This is a genomic window from Maritimibacter alexandrii, assembly GCF_005871115.1.
GTDB classification, from domain to species: domain Bacteria; phylum Pseudomonadota; class Alphaproteobacteria; order Rhodobacterales; family Rhodobacteraceae; genus Maritimibacter; species Maritimibacter alkaliphilus.
In genome coordinates, this window is sequence record NZ_SWKQ01000019.1 from 25865 (window position 1) to 40994 (window position 15130).

At 66.3% G+C, this 15130-nt stretch carries 13 protein-coding genes and 1 riboswitch; of the genes, 9 read left to right on the top strand and 4 right to left on the bottom strand.

The genetic code is table 11. From position 1 onward, the window contains the following. Positions 1 to 23: 23 nt before the first annotated feature. Entirely contained in the window at positions 24 to 1217 is a 1194-nt protein-coding gene (locus FCT00_RS20825) for a lytic murein transglycosylase (RefSeq protein ID WP_138424521.1), read from the top strand. Positions 1218 to 1520: 303 nt separating this feature from the next. Here FCT00_RS20825 and FCT00_RS20830 read toward each other — a convergent pair whose 3' ends face one another. Both FCT00_RS20830 and smc read right to left on the bottom strand, forming a co-directional pair. Then, positions 1521 to 2045, bottom strand: coding sequence for a YbjN domain-containing protein (locus FCT00_RS20830; protein WP_138424522.1), 525 nt, complete (start codon positions 2043 to 2045; stop codon positions 1521 to 1523). Positions 2046 to 2108: 63 nt separating this feature from the next. Further along, a complete protein-coding gene (gene smc, locus FCT00_RS20835) occupies positions 2109 to 5564 on the bottom strand; it encodes a chromosome segregation protein SMC (RefSeq protein WP_138424523.1) in 3456 nt (1151 codons plus the stop codon). 152 nt (positions 5565 to 5716) lie between these two features. Here smc and FCT00_RS20840 point away from each other — a divergent pair, with 152 nt between their 5' ends. The 3 genes from FCT00_RS20840 to FCT00_RS20850 all read left to right on the top strand — a co-directional run bounded on the left by FCT00_RS20840 (position 5717) and on the right by FCT00_RS20850 (position 7268). Beyond that, on the top strand, positions 5717 to 6079 hold the full coding sequence (locus FCT00_RS20840; protein ID WP_138424524.1) for a nuclear transport factor 2 family protein: 363 nt from the start codon (positions 5717 to 5719) through the stop codon (positions 6077 to 6079). Positions 6080 to 6144: 65 nt separating this feature from the next. Then, positions 6145 to 6362, top strand: a riboswitch (cobalamin riboswitch). 21 nt (positions 6363 to 6383) lie between these two features. Further along, on the top strand, positions 6384 to 6575 hold the full coding sequence (locus FCT00_RS20845; protein ID WP_138424525.1) for a CbtB domain-containing protein: 192 nt from the start codon (positions 6384 to 6386) through the stop codon (positions 6573 to 6575). 15 nt (positions 6576 to 6590) lie between these two features. After that, entirely contained in the window at positions 6591 to 7268 is a 678-nt protein-coding gene (locus FCT00_RS20850) for a CbtA family protein (protein ID WP_138424526.1), read from the top strand. Here the strand turns inward: FCT00_RS20850 and FCT00_RS20855 are convergent. After that, on the bottom strand, positions 7265 to 7564 hold the full coding sequence (locus FCT00_RS20855; RefSeq protein ID WP_138424527.1) for a DUF1636 family protein: 300 nt from the start codon (positions 7562 to 7564) through the stop codon (positions 7265 to 7267). The genes FCT00_RS20850 and FCT00_RS20855 overlap by 4 nt on opposite strands. A 61-nt stretch (positions 7565 to 7625) precedes the next feature. Here FCT00_RS20855 and cobW point away from each other — a divergent pair, with 61 nt between their 5' ends. Genes cobW through FCT00_RS20875 form a run of 4 tightly spaced genes read left to right on the top strand, consistent with a single transcriptional unit; the run spans position 7626 to position 13301 of the window. Continuing rightward, positions 7626 to 8699, top strand: a complete 1074-nt coding sequence (gene cobW, locus FCT00_RS20860; protein ID WP_138424528.1) for a cobalamin biosynthesis protein CobW — start codon at positions 7626 to 7628, stop codon at positions 8697 to 8699. Then, a complete protein-coding gene (locus FCT00_RS20865; RefSeq protein WP_138424529.1) occupies positions 8699 to 9151 on the top strand; it encodes a GNAT family N-acetyltransferase in 453 nt (150 codons plus the stop codon). Before cobW ends, FCT00_RS20865 begins: the two co-directional genes overlap by 1 nt. Continuing rightward, on the top strand, positions 9151 to 12840 hold the full coding sequence (gene cobN, locus FCT00_RS20870; RefSeq protein WP_138424530.1) for a cobaltochelatase subunit CobN: 3690 nt from the start codon (positions 9151 to 9153) through the stop codon (positions 12838 to 12840). The genes FCT00_RS20865 and cobN overlap by 1 nt, the downstream gene beginning before the upstream one ends. Then, positions 12837 to 13301, top strand: a complete 465-nt coding sequence (locus FCT00_RS20875; protein ID WP_171043080.1) for a GNAT family N-acetyltransferase — start codon at positions 12837 to 12839, stop codon at positions 13299 to 13301. The genes cobN and FCT00_RS20875 overlap by 4 nt, the downstream gene beginning before the upstream one ends. A gap of 108 nt (positions 13302 to 13409) precedes the next feature. Here FCT00_RS20875 and FCT00_RS20880 read toward each other — a convergent pair whose 3' ends face one another. After that, positions 13410 to 13703 (bottom strand): hypothetical protein, encoded by a 294-nt coding sequence (locus FCT00_RS20880; RefSeq protein WP_138424531.1) that lies wholly within the window; start codon positions 13701 to 13703, stop codon positions 13410 to 13412. Positions 13704 to 13838: 135 nt separating this feature from the next. Here FCT00_RS20880 and FCT00_RS20885 point away from each other — a divergent pair, with 135 nt between their 5' ends. After that, positions 13839 to 15044: a TsoY family (seleno)protein gene (locus tag FCT00_RS20885; RefSeq protein WP_138424532.1), complete on the top strand. Its 1206-nt coding sequence runs from the start codon at positions 13839 to 13841 to the stop codon at positions 15042 to 15044. Positions 15045 to 15130: the final 86 nt, after the last annotated feature.

The following is a 15130-nucleotide window of genomic DNA, read 5'->3' on the forward strand; positions in this document are numbered from 1 at the left end:
AGACCAAGATTCCGGAGTTTCGAATGAAGACCTTTCTCGCCGCCGCAGCCCTTGCGCTTTCCCTTCCCGTCAGCGCATCCGCGCAGGCGATCCCCGCCCCGCTGATCCAATGCGGCGGATCGTGGTCTGACTTCGTTGGCCGGATGAAAGAGCTGGCGGTCAGCCGGGGGTATGATCGCGGCACCGTCGACCAGTTCTTCGCCTCGGCCCGTCAGGACGGCGCGACGCTGAACGCGGATCGCGGGCAGGGCTTTTTCCAGAAGACCTTCATCGACTTCTCGCGCTCGCTGATCTCGGCCAACCGGATGCAGAACGGTCAGGCGAACATGCAGCGTTACGATGCGATCTTCGACCAGATCGAAAGCCGGTATGGCGTGAGCCGGGGGGTGCTGACCGCCTTCTGGGCGTTCGAGACCGATTTCGGCGGCTTTCAGGGTGACTTCAACACGCTCAACTCGCTGATGACCCTCAGCCACGACTGCCGCCGCCCCGGCCTGTTCCAGCCGCAGGTCTTGGCCGCGCTCGAGCTTTACACGCATGGCGACTTTTCCCCCACGGGCACCACGGGCGCTTGGGCGGGCGAAATCGGCATGGTCCAGATGCTTCCCGCCGACATCATCGAGGCCGGTGTCGACGGCGACGGCGACGGGCATGTCCGGCTGAAAACGTCCGCCCCCGACGCGCTCATGTCCGGCGGTCACATGCTGTCGAACCTCGGCTGGCGCCCCAACGAGCCTTGGTTGCAAGAGGTCATCGTGCCCGACAACCTCGACTGGTCCAAGACCGGCACCGACAACAGCCTGCCCACGAGCCAGTGGCAGCAGATGGGCGTGCAGGCCCGCAACGGCCAGCTTGCGACCAACCTGCCCGGAAAGATCATCCTGCCGCAGGGGCGCAAGGGGCCGGCCTTTATCGCCTATCCCAACTTCGACGTTTATTTCGAGTGGAACCAGAGCTTCACCTATGTCCTGACCGCCGCCTATTTCGCCACCCGGCTGGAAGGCGCCCCGGTCTACGACGCGGGCAACCCCGAACCGGGCCTTTCGGGCGGCCAGATGAAGGCGCTTCAGCAGAAATTGCAGGCGCGCGGTCACGACGTGGGCAAGATCGACGGCATTCTGGGTTCCGGCACCCGCGCGGCGGTTCAGGCCGAACAGGTGCGGCTCGGCCTTCCGGCGGATGCTTGGCCGACGGCGGCGCTGCTGAACGCGCTTTGACCATATTGGCGGGCGCGCATTTAAGGAAAATCAAGAAACGTGGTATTCACTGAAGCAATCGGAAAGTGTTTTCAGTGTTATCACCGAAAAAACGGCCCCGCAGAGCTGCTACTCTGCGGGGCTTCTCTTTCTCAGCTTACTGGCCAATCCTGAGGCTGATGATCGCGAGCAGCAGCGAAGCCGCTTCCAGTGTCACCATCCATTTTCGGAATCGTTGTTCGTCCGGTGCCATCACCACCAGTCGCCGCGAAGTGTCGCGACGGTTGGAGGATGATCTCCCAATGGTTCAGATGGCGTTGACCATCACCACTTGATGTGGTCCTCGAACAGCACCACGCTGTCGAGCCACAATTCGAGCAGCGCGTCGAAATCGCCGGTGCTGAGACCGTCGTTGCTGGTCGCCACATCCATCTCGATCCGCGCGACGCCCTCGTCGGTCAGGTAGGACCGGACGAAGCGGCGGTCGGTGTTCCACGAATTTATCGTTTCGAGCGTCACGTTCTCGGCGCGGTAGCCCGCGTAGAACTGCACCGCCTGACAATCGACGTTGTCCTCGCAGTCATAGAAGAACAGGCTCATCTTGTCGCCGTTCGACCGATATTCGACGAGCGGATCGCCCACGGTGTCTTCGGTCAGTCGGGCCGGCATCCCCGCATCTTCGAAGAAAGCCACGAAGGTCTGCGGGTCCGAGGCGATCACGCGGTCCGACGTCGGCGCCTGAACCGACGCGGGCGCGTCGAGCGGCTTGGATTCCAGCGACTTCTGTTCCTGTGCCAGTGCCGGCGCTGCAAGAATGGCCAAGACGGCCGCAATGACTTTGCGTGACATAACGCTCTCCCTGAATGCCCCTTACAGGCAGCTTAGCGGGGAATCGCTACATCGCAAACCGGATCAGGCGACCAGCGCCTCGGCTTTCTTCAGATCGACGCTGACAAGCTGGCTGACGCCCTGTTCCTGCATGGTGACGCCGAACAGGCGATCCATCCGGCTCATCGTCACCGCGTGGTGGGTGATGATGAGGAAGCGGGTGTCGGCCTTGCGCGTCATCTCGTCCAGAAGATCGCAGAAGCGCGTGACGTTCGCATCGTCGAGCGGTGCGTCCACCTCGTCCAGCACGCAGATCGGTGCGGGGTTGGCAAGGAACACGGCGAAGATCAGGGCGAGCGCGGTCAGGGTCTGCTCGCCGCCCGAGAGCAGGCTGAGGGTCGACAGCTTTTTGCCCGGCGGCTGGCACATGATCTCAAGCCCGGCTTCGAGCGGGTCGTCGGATTCCACCAACACAAGGTTCGCCTCGCCACCGCCGAAAAGGTGGGTGAAGAGGGTGCCGAAGTTTTCGTTCACCTGCTCGAACGCCGTCAGCAGCCGTTCGCGCCCCTCGCGGTTCAGCGATGCGATGCCGTGGCGCAGCTTGCCGATGGCCTCTTCCAGATCGGACTTTTCGCTGACCAGCGTGTCGTGCTCGACCTGCACTTCCTTGGCGTCTTCTTCGGCACGCAGGTTCACCGCGCCCAGCGCGTCGCGCTGACGTTTCAGGCGGTTCACATCGGCTTCGATCTGCTCGGACGACGGCATTTGATCCGGCACCACGTCGAGGCTTTCGAGAAGCTGCTCGGGCGTCGTCTCCATCTCGTCCTGAATGCGCTCGACCGCATAAGCGACGGTTTCCTTGGCTCCGTCCACCCGTGCCTCGGCCCGCGCCCGTGCTTCGCGCGCCTCGCCCGCCTCACGTTCCGCATCGCGTTCGGCCATCTGTGCCTCGCGCAGGGCCGATTCCGCCGCCGACAGCGCATCTTGCGCCTTGGCGCGGCGCGCTTCGGCCTCGGCGATCTGGCGCGACAGCTCGTCACGCTTCGCCGCGAGTTCCTCAGGCGCCGAGCGCGCGTCCTTCAACTCGACTTCCGACGCCGCCTTGCGCTCGCCCAGTTCCGCGATCCGCTTGCCCGCGGTTTCCAGACGATGCTTCCAGCCGGAGATTTCCTTGGTCACTTCCTGCGACCGCTTCACCCGCGCCTCGCCCTCGCGCTTGACCTCGTCATGAGCGGACCGCTTGGACATCATCGTCATCCGCGCGGCTTCGACGGTCATCTTGGTGTCTTCCACCTCGGCCCGCGCATCGTCGAGGTTCGGCAGATCCTTCACCGCCTTCTCGGCCTCGGTCAGACGGGCGCGCGCCGCGGCGGCTTCGTCCTCGTGCCGGGTGACGGCGAGGGTCATATTCTCAAGCTTGCCTTCCGCGATGTTACGATCCGCTTCGGCCCGCGACTGCGCCCGGTTGGCGTCGGCTACGGCCCGGTCGGCATCGCGACGGGCCTCACGCGCGGCCTTGTCAGCCTCGGTCGCACGTGTCAGCTCCTCGCGCAGCGCCTCATGCGCCCGCATGGCCCCATCGGCGCGCGACTGGGCGCGCTCCAGATCCTGCTTGAGTTCCTCGAGCCGGTTCATCTGTTGCAGACGCAGCGCCGCCGCCGACGGCGCATCCTCGGCCGCGACACGGTAACCGTCCCACCGCCACAGATCGCCCTCGATCGTGACCAGCCGCTGACCGGGGCGCAGAAGCGGTTGCAGCCGCGCGGCATCTTCGGCCTCGACCAGCCCGACCTGCGACATGCGCCGCCCCAGAACCTCAGGCACGGTGACGTAGTTGGTCAGCGCCGCGACACCCTCGGGCAGCGTCTGCGCATCCGAATAGCCGGGCAGGGTCAGCCAGCCCGACGCCTCGGGGTCGTCCACCGCAGGCGCGCGCAGATCGTCGGACAGGGCTGCGCCGAGCGCCGCCTCATACCCTTTTTTCACGCGCACGAGGTCCAGCACCTGCCCGCCCTCGGCCGTGTCGCGTTCGATGACCTTGGCCAGCGCCATGACCTCGGCCCGAAGTGCATTCACCTCGCCCTCGGCCTCGGATCGTTCAGCCCGCGCATCCGCCTCGCGCCCCTGCGCCGCGGCCCGCGCCTCGTCGGCATCGACCAGCGCGGCCTCGGCGGCCTCGGCCATCTGGGTCGCCTGCGTCTGCGCATAGTCGGCTTCCGAAAACGCCAGCTTCGCCGCGTCGAGCGCGGCCTTGGCCGAGGTGACGGCGGCCCGCGCCCGCTCGGCTTCGCCCTCGGACTTCTCAAGCGTCTTTTTCGAATCGTCCAGCAGCCGGTGCGCCGACTGGTGCCGGGCGGCCAGCCGCGCGACATCTTCGGTCAACTGGCTCAACGCATCCTCACGCTCGCCCAGCACGCGCTTGGCGTCGCGGGCGGCATCGGCGGCTTCTTCCAGCCGCCCCTCGTGCCCCTCGGACGCCTTGGCCAACTCACCGCGCTCCCATTCGAGCCGTTCGATGGTCTCGCCCGCGTCCTTGTTCAGCGATTCCTCGCGCTCCATGTCGCGGGTGAGTTGTTCGATCCGGTTCGTCAGCGTCTCGATCCGCCGCGCGGCCTGTTCCTCCTGCTCGGTCAACTGATCGCGCGACACGGTGAGCCGTTGCAGCACGGCGGCGGCGATCGCCTCTTCCTCGCGCTTGGGCGGCAGCTTGTCCTCGGCCTCGACCCGCGCCTTGGCGGACGAGCGGGCGGCGCCCTCGGCGGCGGCGGCGGCGCGCACCATGTCGGTCAGAGCCTTTTGCGCCTTGGCCCGCGCTTCATCCGCCTCTTTCCAGCGGCGATAGAGCAGCAGACCTTCGGAGGTGCGAAGCTGCGACCCGATTTCGCGATACCGCTGCGCCTGTTTCGCCTGCCGGGCAAGTTGCCCCAATTGGGTCGCCAGTTGCTCGATCACGTCATCGACGCGGGCAAGGTTCTGTTCGGTGCTCTTGAGCTTCAGCTCCGCCTCGTGACGGCGCTGATACAGCCCCGAAATCCCCGCCGCCTCTTCCAAAATCCGGCGACGGTTCTTGGGTTTGGCGTTGATGAGTTCCGAGATCTGCCCCTGCCGCACCAGCGCGGGCGAATGCGCGCCCGTCGAGGCATCGGCGAACAACATCTGCACGTCGCGCGCGCGCACGTCCTTGGTGTTTACCTTGTAGGCCGAGCCCGCATCGCGCGTGATCCGGCGCACGATCTCGAGCATATCCGTCTCATTGAACCCGGACGGGGCCAGACGTTCCGAGTTGTCGATCTGAAGCACCACTTCGGCGAAGTTGCGCGCGCCGCGTGACGAGGTGCCCGCGAAGATCACATCCTCCATCCCGTCGCCGCGCATCGCCTTGGCGCGGTTTTCGCCCATGACCCAGCGCAAAGCTTCGAGCAGGTTCGACTTGCCGCAGCCGTTCGGGCCGACCACGCCCGTAAGCCCGTTCGCGATCACCAGATCGGTCGGGTCGACGAAGCTTTTGAAGCCATTGAGGCGCAGGCGGGTGAACTGCACGGGGAGCGGATCCTGATTCCGGGTTATCCCGGCATGATCCCGACGCCGCAGCGCGGAGTCAACGCAGGAGCGCAGGATATGGCAGGCGTGAGCGGGTTATCCACAAGATATTGTCACAAACCTGACACAGCGACCTGTGGTAAACTCGGTGGATGACGACCAGCGAAACCCTCATCGCCTTCAATGACGCGATCACGCGGGCCGACCTCGGCGCGCTCGGCGCCCTTGTCGCGCCGGATCACGTGTTCATCGACCCGGCCGGACACGAAGTGCGCGGGAAGGACGACGTATTGGCCGCTTGGCGCGGGTTTTTCGCAGCCTTTCCCGGCTACAAGAATGTGTTCGAGGATATCCACGCGGAAGGGGCGCATGCGATGATTCGCGGCCATTCGGTCTGCGACGACCCGCGCCTCGCCGGTCCCGCGCTTTGGCGGGTGGAAGTGATCGAAGACGCGGTCACGGTTTGGCACGTGATGGAAGACACGGAAGAAAACCGACGCAGCATCGGCCTCTAGCGGCATCCGGCGCGTCACGGCGACGCCGCAACGATGATCGCGCTTGACCCGCCCCCATCCGCCGCGCCACAAGGATAAGGCATGGTTCCCGACACGGCGCAAAGCGCCAAGGGAGAATATGGGAATGCGGAGGGGTGATCCAAACCGGAGCCTTCAGCCGCAGCCGCCCCCGCGACTGTGACGCGGCGAGCGCCCGCCGGATACCACTGAGCCTCGGCTCGGGAAGGTGGCGAAGCGCGACGACCCGCAAAGCCAGGAGACCTGCCATGTGAAACGAAACCCCACCCGTCGGGGAGACGGGCCAATGAGGGACCAAGACATGTCGACCAAGACCATCCGCACCACCGCCGTTCAAGCCGACACCCGTCTGGGTGCGATCTTCGCCGTTCTGGCATTCGGCGCGGTTCTGCTTTTTGCCGCCGGTTACGCGCAGGCGACCGTGCTGCACGACGCGGCCCACGATCAGCGTCACGCAATGGCGTTCCCCTGCCACTGAGGCAGCTGATCTTCCATGCTTAAGAAACTGCTGACCGGCGCGTTGATCGCCGGTGTCGCGTCCGGCGTGATCGCCGCGGCGCTGCAATTCGCGTTCGTCATTCCGTACATTCTGGAAGGCGAGCTTTACGAAACCGGGGCGCGGGTCCACTTCGGTGCGGGCAGTCCGCAAAGCCCCTCCGGCACGCCGGGTCTGGGCACCGACTGGTCGCGCCACCTGATGACGGTGACCTTCGACGTGGTCAGTTACACCGCCTATGCGCTGATCCTGTCCGGGTTCATGGCGCTGGCCTTGCGGCAGGGGCACAAGGTCGACGCGCGCCGCGGGATCGTCTGGGGTGTCGCTGGCTTCGTCGCCGTGCAACTGGCGCCCGCCATCGGCCTGCCGCCGGAACTGCCCGGCACCATCGCGGCCGAGGTGCTGCCACGTCAGATCTGGTGGAGCGGCACCATCGTCGTCACCGCGCTGGCACTCTGGCTCATCGCCTTCGTGCCGCAAGTCTGGGCGATCGGCGCGGCCATCGTGCTGCTGCTCTTGCCCCACGTGATCGGTGCGCCGCATCTCGACACCTACTACGGTGTCGCGGCCCCGGAACTGGCGGCTCATTTCGCGACCCGTTCGCTTGGGTTCGCCGCGGTGGGTTGGGTCGTGCTCGGCACCATCGCCGGGTATTTCGTCGGACAGGACGACTAGGCCGGGATGCGCCCGATGAGCTTGAACCTCAACCGTTCCAGATCCCGGGCGTCGGTGATGATCCCCTTCTTCGCCGCGTCGTACAGGTCGAGAAACATCTCGACCTCACCGACGAGCGAGGGGTCCACATCCCCGAACAGGTATGCCGCCTTGCCCTCTTCGCGCACGGACAGGCACACAGGACGGGCGCAGGCATTCATGCAATGCGCCCGCTCCACCTCCATCTTCGTGCCAAGCGCATCGGCCAAAGCCGTGCCCCCTTCGCACCCGATGCAGACGGCCACGCGCCCTGCCATACCCTTTCCTTCCACGCCGTTTCGGGCGACAAGCCCCTAACGCCCCATATCGGAGACCGCCATGCGTGCCAAGATTCCCGCCACCGTCGTCACCGGCTTCCTCGGCGCTGGCAAGACCACGCTGATCCGCAACATGCTCCAGAACGCGAACGGCAAGCGGATCGCGCTTATCATCAACGAATTCGGTGACCTCGGGGTCGACGGCGACATCCTCAAGGGTTGCGGGGACGAAACCTGCACCGAGGACGACGTGATGGAACTGTCGAACGGCTGCATCTGCTGCACCGTGGCCGAAGATTTCGTGCCGACGCTGGAAAAGCTGCTCGACCGCGAAACGCCCCCCGACCACATCGTCATCGAAACCTCCGGCCTCGCCTTGCCGCAACCACTGGTGCGCGCGTTCCAGTGGCCCGAGATTTCGACCCGCGTGACCGTCGATGGCGTCGTGACGGTGGTCGACGGCAAGGCGGTGTCCGAAGGCGTCTTCGCCGCGAACCTCGAGGCGGTCGAAGCCCAGCGCCGCGCCGACGAGAACCTCGACCACGAAACCCCGCTGTCCGAGCTTTTCGAGGATCAGATCGCCTGCGCCGACATGATCGTCGTGAACAAGATCGACCTTCTGGGCGAGGATGAGGCGACGGCCCTCACCGGCAAACTGTCGGGCAAAGCGCGCAAGGGCGTGCAGGTGGTCAAGACCTCCATGGGTCTCCTCCCGATCGAGGTGCTGCTGGGTCAGGGCGCCGCCGCCGAAACCAGCATGGAGGGGCGGCACGAGGTCCACCATCATCACCACCATGACGATGACGACCACGACGACGATCATCACCACGACCATGAGCACGATCACGGCCATGACGAATTCGAGTCGTTCGTGGTGGAGCGCGGGGAAATCGCGGACCCGAAAGCCTTTGCCGAGCAGGTCGCAGACGTGATCCGACAGAACGGCATCCTGCGGCTCAAGGGCTTCGCCGCCGTTCAGGGCAAGCCGATGCGCCTGACGCTGCAAGCGGTCGGGCCGCGCGTCGACACCTATTTCGACCAGCCCTTCGGCGCTTCACCTCGCGCCACTCGGCTCGTTGTGATCGGCCAGACCGGGCTCGACCGTGCGCGGATCGAGGCCGCGCTTCAGGCCTGATGCTGATCGTCGAACCGGCGAACCCGCTCGACCCCGCGCCCTCGGCCCTTCTGGCACAGGCGCAGGCGTTGCAGGCGGAAACCTACGCGCCGGAAAACAACCACGCATTGCCGACCGAGGCTTTGACCGCCCCCGACATCCGCTTCTTCGCCGCGCGCGAAGGCGACACGGTGCTGGGCGTCGGTGCGCTCGCCATCCGTGACGGCTACGGCGAAGTGAAAGCCATGTTCACCTCGGACGCCGCGCGCGGCAAAGGCGTGGGCGCGGCGCTGCTCCGCATGATCGAAGACACGGCACGAGAGGAAAAGCTGCCGGTGCTGCATCTGGAGACCGGCGAAGAACTCGCCGCCGCCGTCCGGCTCTACGAACGTCAGGGCTTCAAACGCTCCGGCGCGTTCGGTGACTACGAAGACGACGGGATCAGCCTCTTCATGACCAAGGTTCTGGACTGATGCACCTCCTCGCAGCGACCCCCGGCCAGATCGACGATGGCAAGGACGCCGTCGATCTGGGCCAGACGCCGGCCGATGTGGTGTTCATCTCCGCCGCCGATACCGAGCTTGCCGCGCTGTCCGAGGCGCGCGCGGAACTGGACGCGCCTCCCTCCCTGCGTCTCGCGAACCTCACGCATCTCAATCACCCGATGTCCGTGGACCTGCACATCGACACCTGCGCGAAGCAGTCCCGCCTCGTGATCGCCCGCGTGCTCGGTGGCACCGGCTACTGGCGCTACGGGGCCGAGCAATATGCGGCCCACATGGCCGAGGCGGGCGTGCCCCTCGCGCTGCTCCCCGGCGACGACAAGCCCGACGCCGAACTCGCAGCGCTCTCGACCGTCTCGGACGAAGACTACGCCGCGCTCTGGGCCTATCTCGTCGAGGGCGGGCCGCAGAACGCGACCAACTTCCTCGCCTATGCCCGCGCGATGCTCGACGGGGGCGAGAAACCGGCCCCCGCCAGCCCGCTCCTGCGCGCGGGCGTCTACTGGCCCGGCGCGGGCGTCTCGGACCTCGCCACCATCCGCGAGATGTGGATGCCCGAGGCGCCCGTCGTCCCCCTCGTCTTCTACCGCGCGCTGGTGCAAGGCGCGGGCCTCAACCCGATCAACCGCATGGTCAAGTCGCTCCTGCGGCAGGGCCTGAACCCGCTCCCCATCTTCGTCGCCTCGCTCAAGGATCCGGTCTCGACCGCGACCCTCGAACACCTGTTCACCGAGTCGCCGCCCAGCGTCATCCTGAACGCCACCTCCTTCGCCGTCGGCAGCCCGCATCAGGGTGACGACAGCCCGGAAAACCCGCTGGCGATGCAGGCCGCTAACGCCGCCCCTGTGTTTCAGGTCGTCCTCTCCGCCAGTTCCGAGGAGGCTTGGGCCGCGGGTCTCAACGGCCTCTCCGCCCGCGACATCGCGATGAACGTGGCCCTGCCCGAGGTCGACGGGCGGGTGCTGACCCGCGCGATCAGCTTCAAGGGCGAGGCCTACTACGACGACGCCACCCAATGCGCCATCGCCACCTATCGCGCCCAAGGCGACCGGATCGATTTCGTCGCCCGCCTCGCCGCCAACTGGGCGACCCTGCGCGCCACCCCCGCGCCCGAATGCCGGGTCGCGCTGGTCCTCGCCAACTACCCGAACAAGGACGGGCGGCTTGCGAACGGCGTCGGCCTCGACACGCCCGCCGCCACGGTCCAAGCGCTGAACCTGCTCGCCTCCGCAGGCTACCGCGTCCAGAACGCCCCCGCCGACAGCGACACGCTCATGCAGGCGATCATGGCGGGCCCCACCAACTGGCTCACCGACCGGGTCGCACGCACCGGAGGCGTCGACCTTTCGATGGCGGACTACCAGATCGCCTATGGTCAACTGCCGTGGGAGGTGCGCCAGCGCATCGAAGAACGCTGGGGCCGACCCGAGGCGGACCCGTTCTTCGAGCCGGGGGAGGTCGATTGCGGGCGGTTCAAGCTTTCGGTCCTGACCTTCGGCAACGTCGTCGTCGGCCTCCAGCCCGCGCGCGGCTACAACATCGACCCGACCGACACCTACCACTCGCCCGATCTGGTCCCACCCCACGGATACCTCGCCTTCTACATCTGGCTGCGCGACGTGCACCGATCGAACGCCATCGTCCACATGGGCAAGCACGGCAACCTCGAATGGCTCCCCGGCAAGGCGCTGGCGCTCTCTGACACCTGCCTGCCCGAGGCCGTGCTCGGCCCGATGCCCCACATCTATCCCTTCATCGTGAACGACCCGGGCGAAGGCACCCAAGCCAAGCGGCGCACGCAGGCGGTCATCATCGACCACCTGACCCCGCCGCTCACCCGCGCCGAAACCTATGGCCCCTTGAAAGACCTCGAGGCGCTGGTGGATGAATATTACGAGGCCGCGGGCGTCGACCCCCGCCGCATCGACCACCTGCGGCGTGAGATCCTGACCCTCACCGCCGCCACCGGGCTCGACGCCGACGTCGGCATGTCGGGCGAGGATGAGGATACCGACCTCGCCAAGCTCGACGCCTATCTGTGTGAGCTGAAAGAGGCGCAGATCCGCGACGGCCTCCACGTCTTCGGCCAGTCCCCCGAAGGGCGGCTTCAGCGTGATCTCGTGCAGGCCCTCGTCCGCGTCCCGCGCGGCGACGGCAAGGGGCCGAACGCTTCGCTCATCCGCGCGCTGGCCGCCGATTTCGGCATGAGTTTCGACCCGCTCGACTGCGACATGGCGGCCCCTTGGGACGGCCCCCGCCCCGACGCCCTCACCGGCGGCACATGGCGCACCAACGGCGACACCGTCGAACGGCTCGAAGACTTCGCCACCCGCCTCATCGACGGCGAAGCGATCCCGCCGGGACCGATGAGCGGCGCCGTCATGGACGAAATCGAAACCACCGTCCGCCCCGCCGTCACCACCTGCGGCCCGAACGAAGGCACCGGCTTCCTTACCGCCCTCGCAGGCCGGTTCGTAGCCCCCAAACCCTCCGGCGCGCCCACGCGCGGGCGGCTCGACACGCTTCCCACCGGCGGCAATTTCTTCTCGGTCGACAGCCGCGCGGTCCCGACGCCCACTGCATGGGCACTGGGCTGGAAATCCGCGAGCCTGCTGATCGACAAATACCTCCAGACCCACGGCGACTGGCCCCGCACAATGCTCGTCACGGCTTGGGGCACCGCCAACATGCGCACCGGCGGCGACGACATCGCGCAAGCCCTCGCCCTCATGGGCGTGAAACCGACATGGGACGCTGCAAACCGCCGCGTCACCGGGTTCGAAATCATACCCTCGACCGCCTTGGGCCGCCCCCGCGTCGACGTCACCCTCCGCGTTTCGGGCTTCTTCCGCGACGCCTTCCCCTCGCTCATCGCTCTGGTCGATTCAGCCGCCCGCGCCGTCCAGAACCTAGACGAGCCCGACGCCGACAACCCCGCCGCCGCCCGCGCCCGCGCAGGCGAAGCGCGGTCCCGTGTCTACGGCTCGAAGCCCGGCGCTTACGGCGCGGGCCTGCAAGCCATGATCGACGAAAAGCTGTGGGAACGGAAAGCCGACCTCGCCGACGCCTATCTCGACTGGGGCGGCTACGCCTATGGCGCCGATGCCACCGGCACCCGCGACCGCGAAGGGCTGGAACAACGCCTCGCCCAGACCGAAGCCATCGTCCAGAACCAGGACAACCGCGAACACGACCTCTTGGACAGCGACGACTACTACCAGTTCGAAGGGGGCGCGGCGGCGGCCGTCTCGACCCTTCAGGGCCGCGACCGCCCGGTTTTCCACAACGACCACTCCCGCCCCGAACGCCCGGTGATCCGCACGCTGGACGAGGAAATCGGCCGCGTCGTCCGTTCCCGCGTCGTGAACCCCAAGTGGATCGACGGGGTCAAACGCCACGGCTATAAAGGCGCGTTCGAAATCGCCGCCACGGTCGACTACCTCTTCGCCTTCGCCGCCACCACCGGCGCGGTCAAAAGCCACCACTTCGACCTTGTCCACGCGGCCTTTCTCGAAGACGAGGACACCCGCGCCTTCATCGAACGCCACAACGCGCCCGCTCTTGCCGAAATCGCCCAGCGCCTGTCCGAAGCGATGGAGCGTGGCCTCTGGACCCCCCGCTCCAACTCCGCCCGTGCGCTGGTCGAGGCGCTGGCATGACACCCCGCCGGATGCAGGACGGGGACGATCCTACCGCCCTCCTCGCCCTGATCCGCGACTGCTTCGCCTATATGGAGGGCCGGATCGACCCGCCCTCCTCCATGACTCGGCTCACGACCGAAAGCATCCGCGACCAGATCGCGACCGGCGAAATCTGGACGCTTGGCGATGCCACACGCCCCGAAGCCTGCATCTTCCTGACCCCCGACGCCCCCGCGCTCTATCTCGGCAAACTCGCCGTCGCCGCCACGGCCCGGCGCGAGGGCCACGGCCGCACCCTCGTCGCCCATGCCGAAACCCGCGCCCGCGCGCTCGGTTTCGACCGCCTCACGCTGCAATCACGCATCGAACTCACCGAAAACCACACCACGTTCCGTCACCTCGGTTTCACCAAGATCGCCGTCACGGCCCATCCGGGCTACACCCGCCCGACCTCGATCACCTTCGAAAAACGGCTCTAGCTCTTTCCGGTCCCGAAATATCCCCGCCGGAGGCACACCGCTCAGAGCCGCCGACGGCGGTTCTGAGCTTTCCATGCGCCGCGCCGTGCGCGGCACCTTTGGGACAGGTCAGCCACAGGCCAATCGTGCGGTCACGACCGCCTGATCGCCTTTCAGGCTCCCGGACCAGACCCGGCACCCGGTCGCCCGCTGGATCGCCACCTCGGCGCGGGCGAGCACGACTGACAACCGGGGCAAAACCTCCGGCGAAGTCCGGATCACCTCCACCCGGTCACCGTCTCGCCAGACCGAGAACCGGCTGCCGTCCACCTCCACCTCGACATGAGGCGAATCCATGAACCGCGGGCTGGGGCTGTTGCAGCCGATGAGCGCGAGGGCCGTGAGAAGAAACAGTATCCGCATGACGCCATCAAACCGTGTCTTGGTTAATCCGCCGTTAACAACGCCCCGCCTGCCCCTGCATCACCTTGTCACAGCCCAACCCCGGATCGTTTCACTTACAACATATTCCAATTCGTGAATTTGAAGGGATATGCCATGCAAACGAACCGTCCAGCGGACAATTACTCGCCGCTCTACTTCCTCGCCTCCGTCGGGGCCGGTGGCCTTTCGGTCACGTTCTTCATGTACCTCATGTTCTGGGTGCCGCACCCGGGCCGTCCCGTCCCGATCTTCGAGGACATCATGGCAGCCTTCTCGACCGGGGGCGCACCGCTCAAGACCGCCATCATCCTCGCGATGTCCGGCATTGCGGTCTTCGCCTTCATCAATCTTCAAAAGTTGTTCTGGAACATCTCGGCCTTCAACCGCTTCCGCAAATCCGAAGGCTACCAGAAACTGCGCAACTCCAACGCCGAAACCACCCTGCTCGCCTATCCTCTGGCGCTCGCCATGTCGGTGAACGGGCTGTTCATCGTCGGCCTCGTCTTCGTGCCGGGGCTGTGGAGCATCGTCGAGATCCTCTTCCCCTTCGCCATGGCCGCCTTCCTCGCCATCGGGATCTTCGCCCTGTCGATCATCGGCGATTTCCTTGGCCGCGTGCTGACCAAGGGCGGGCTTTTCGACGTGACGGCGCACAACAGCTTCGCGCAGATGCTGCCGACCTTCGCGCTCGCCATGGTCGCCGTCGGCCTCGCCGCCCCGGCCGCGATGTCGACCAATGCGCTCGTCGTCGGCGTGGCACTGATCGGCTCGACCTTCTTCTCGACCGTCGCGATCATCTACGCCGCCGTGGCGCTGTTCACCGCCTTCAACTCGATGCTGCACTACGGCACCGCCAAGGAATCGGCACCCACGCTGATGATCCTGATCCCGCTGATGACCATTCTCGGCATCATGTTCCTGCGCCAGGACCACGGGATGCACACGACGTTCGACAGCCATACGAGTGCCGCCGACACCATGATCTTCCTCGCCCGCCTCGTATCGGTGCAGGTCATGTTCCTGGGTCTCGGCCTCGTCGTTCTCAAGCGCGAGGAATACTTCAAGGACTTCGTCTTCGGCTCCAAGACCTCGCCCGGCTCCTACGCGCTGGTCTGCCCCGGCGTGGCGATCTCGGTGCTCACCCAGTTCTTCCTGCACAAGGGTCTGGTCGCCGCCGGGATCGTCGACAAGTTCTCGGTCGCCTACTGGGTCGTCATCGCCATCGCGCTCGCCTTCCAGTGGTCGATGGTCTGGTTGGTGTTCCGCCTGAACCGCCAGCACTTCGGGCCCACCACGGCCGCCGCCGTGCCCGCCGAGTAACCGACTGCAATCACCGGAACGGGGCGGGCCGCAAGCTCGCCCCGTTTCGTTTGTGCGGTTGCGCTCGCCCCTGCCGCGGCTACCAT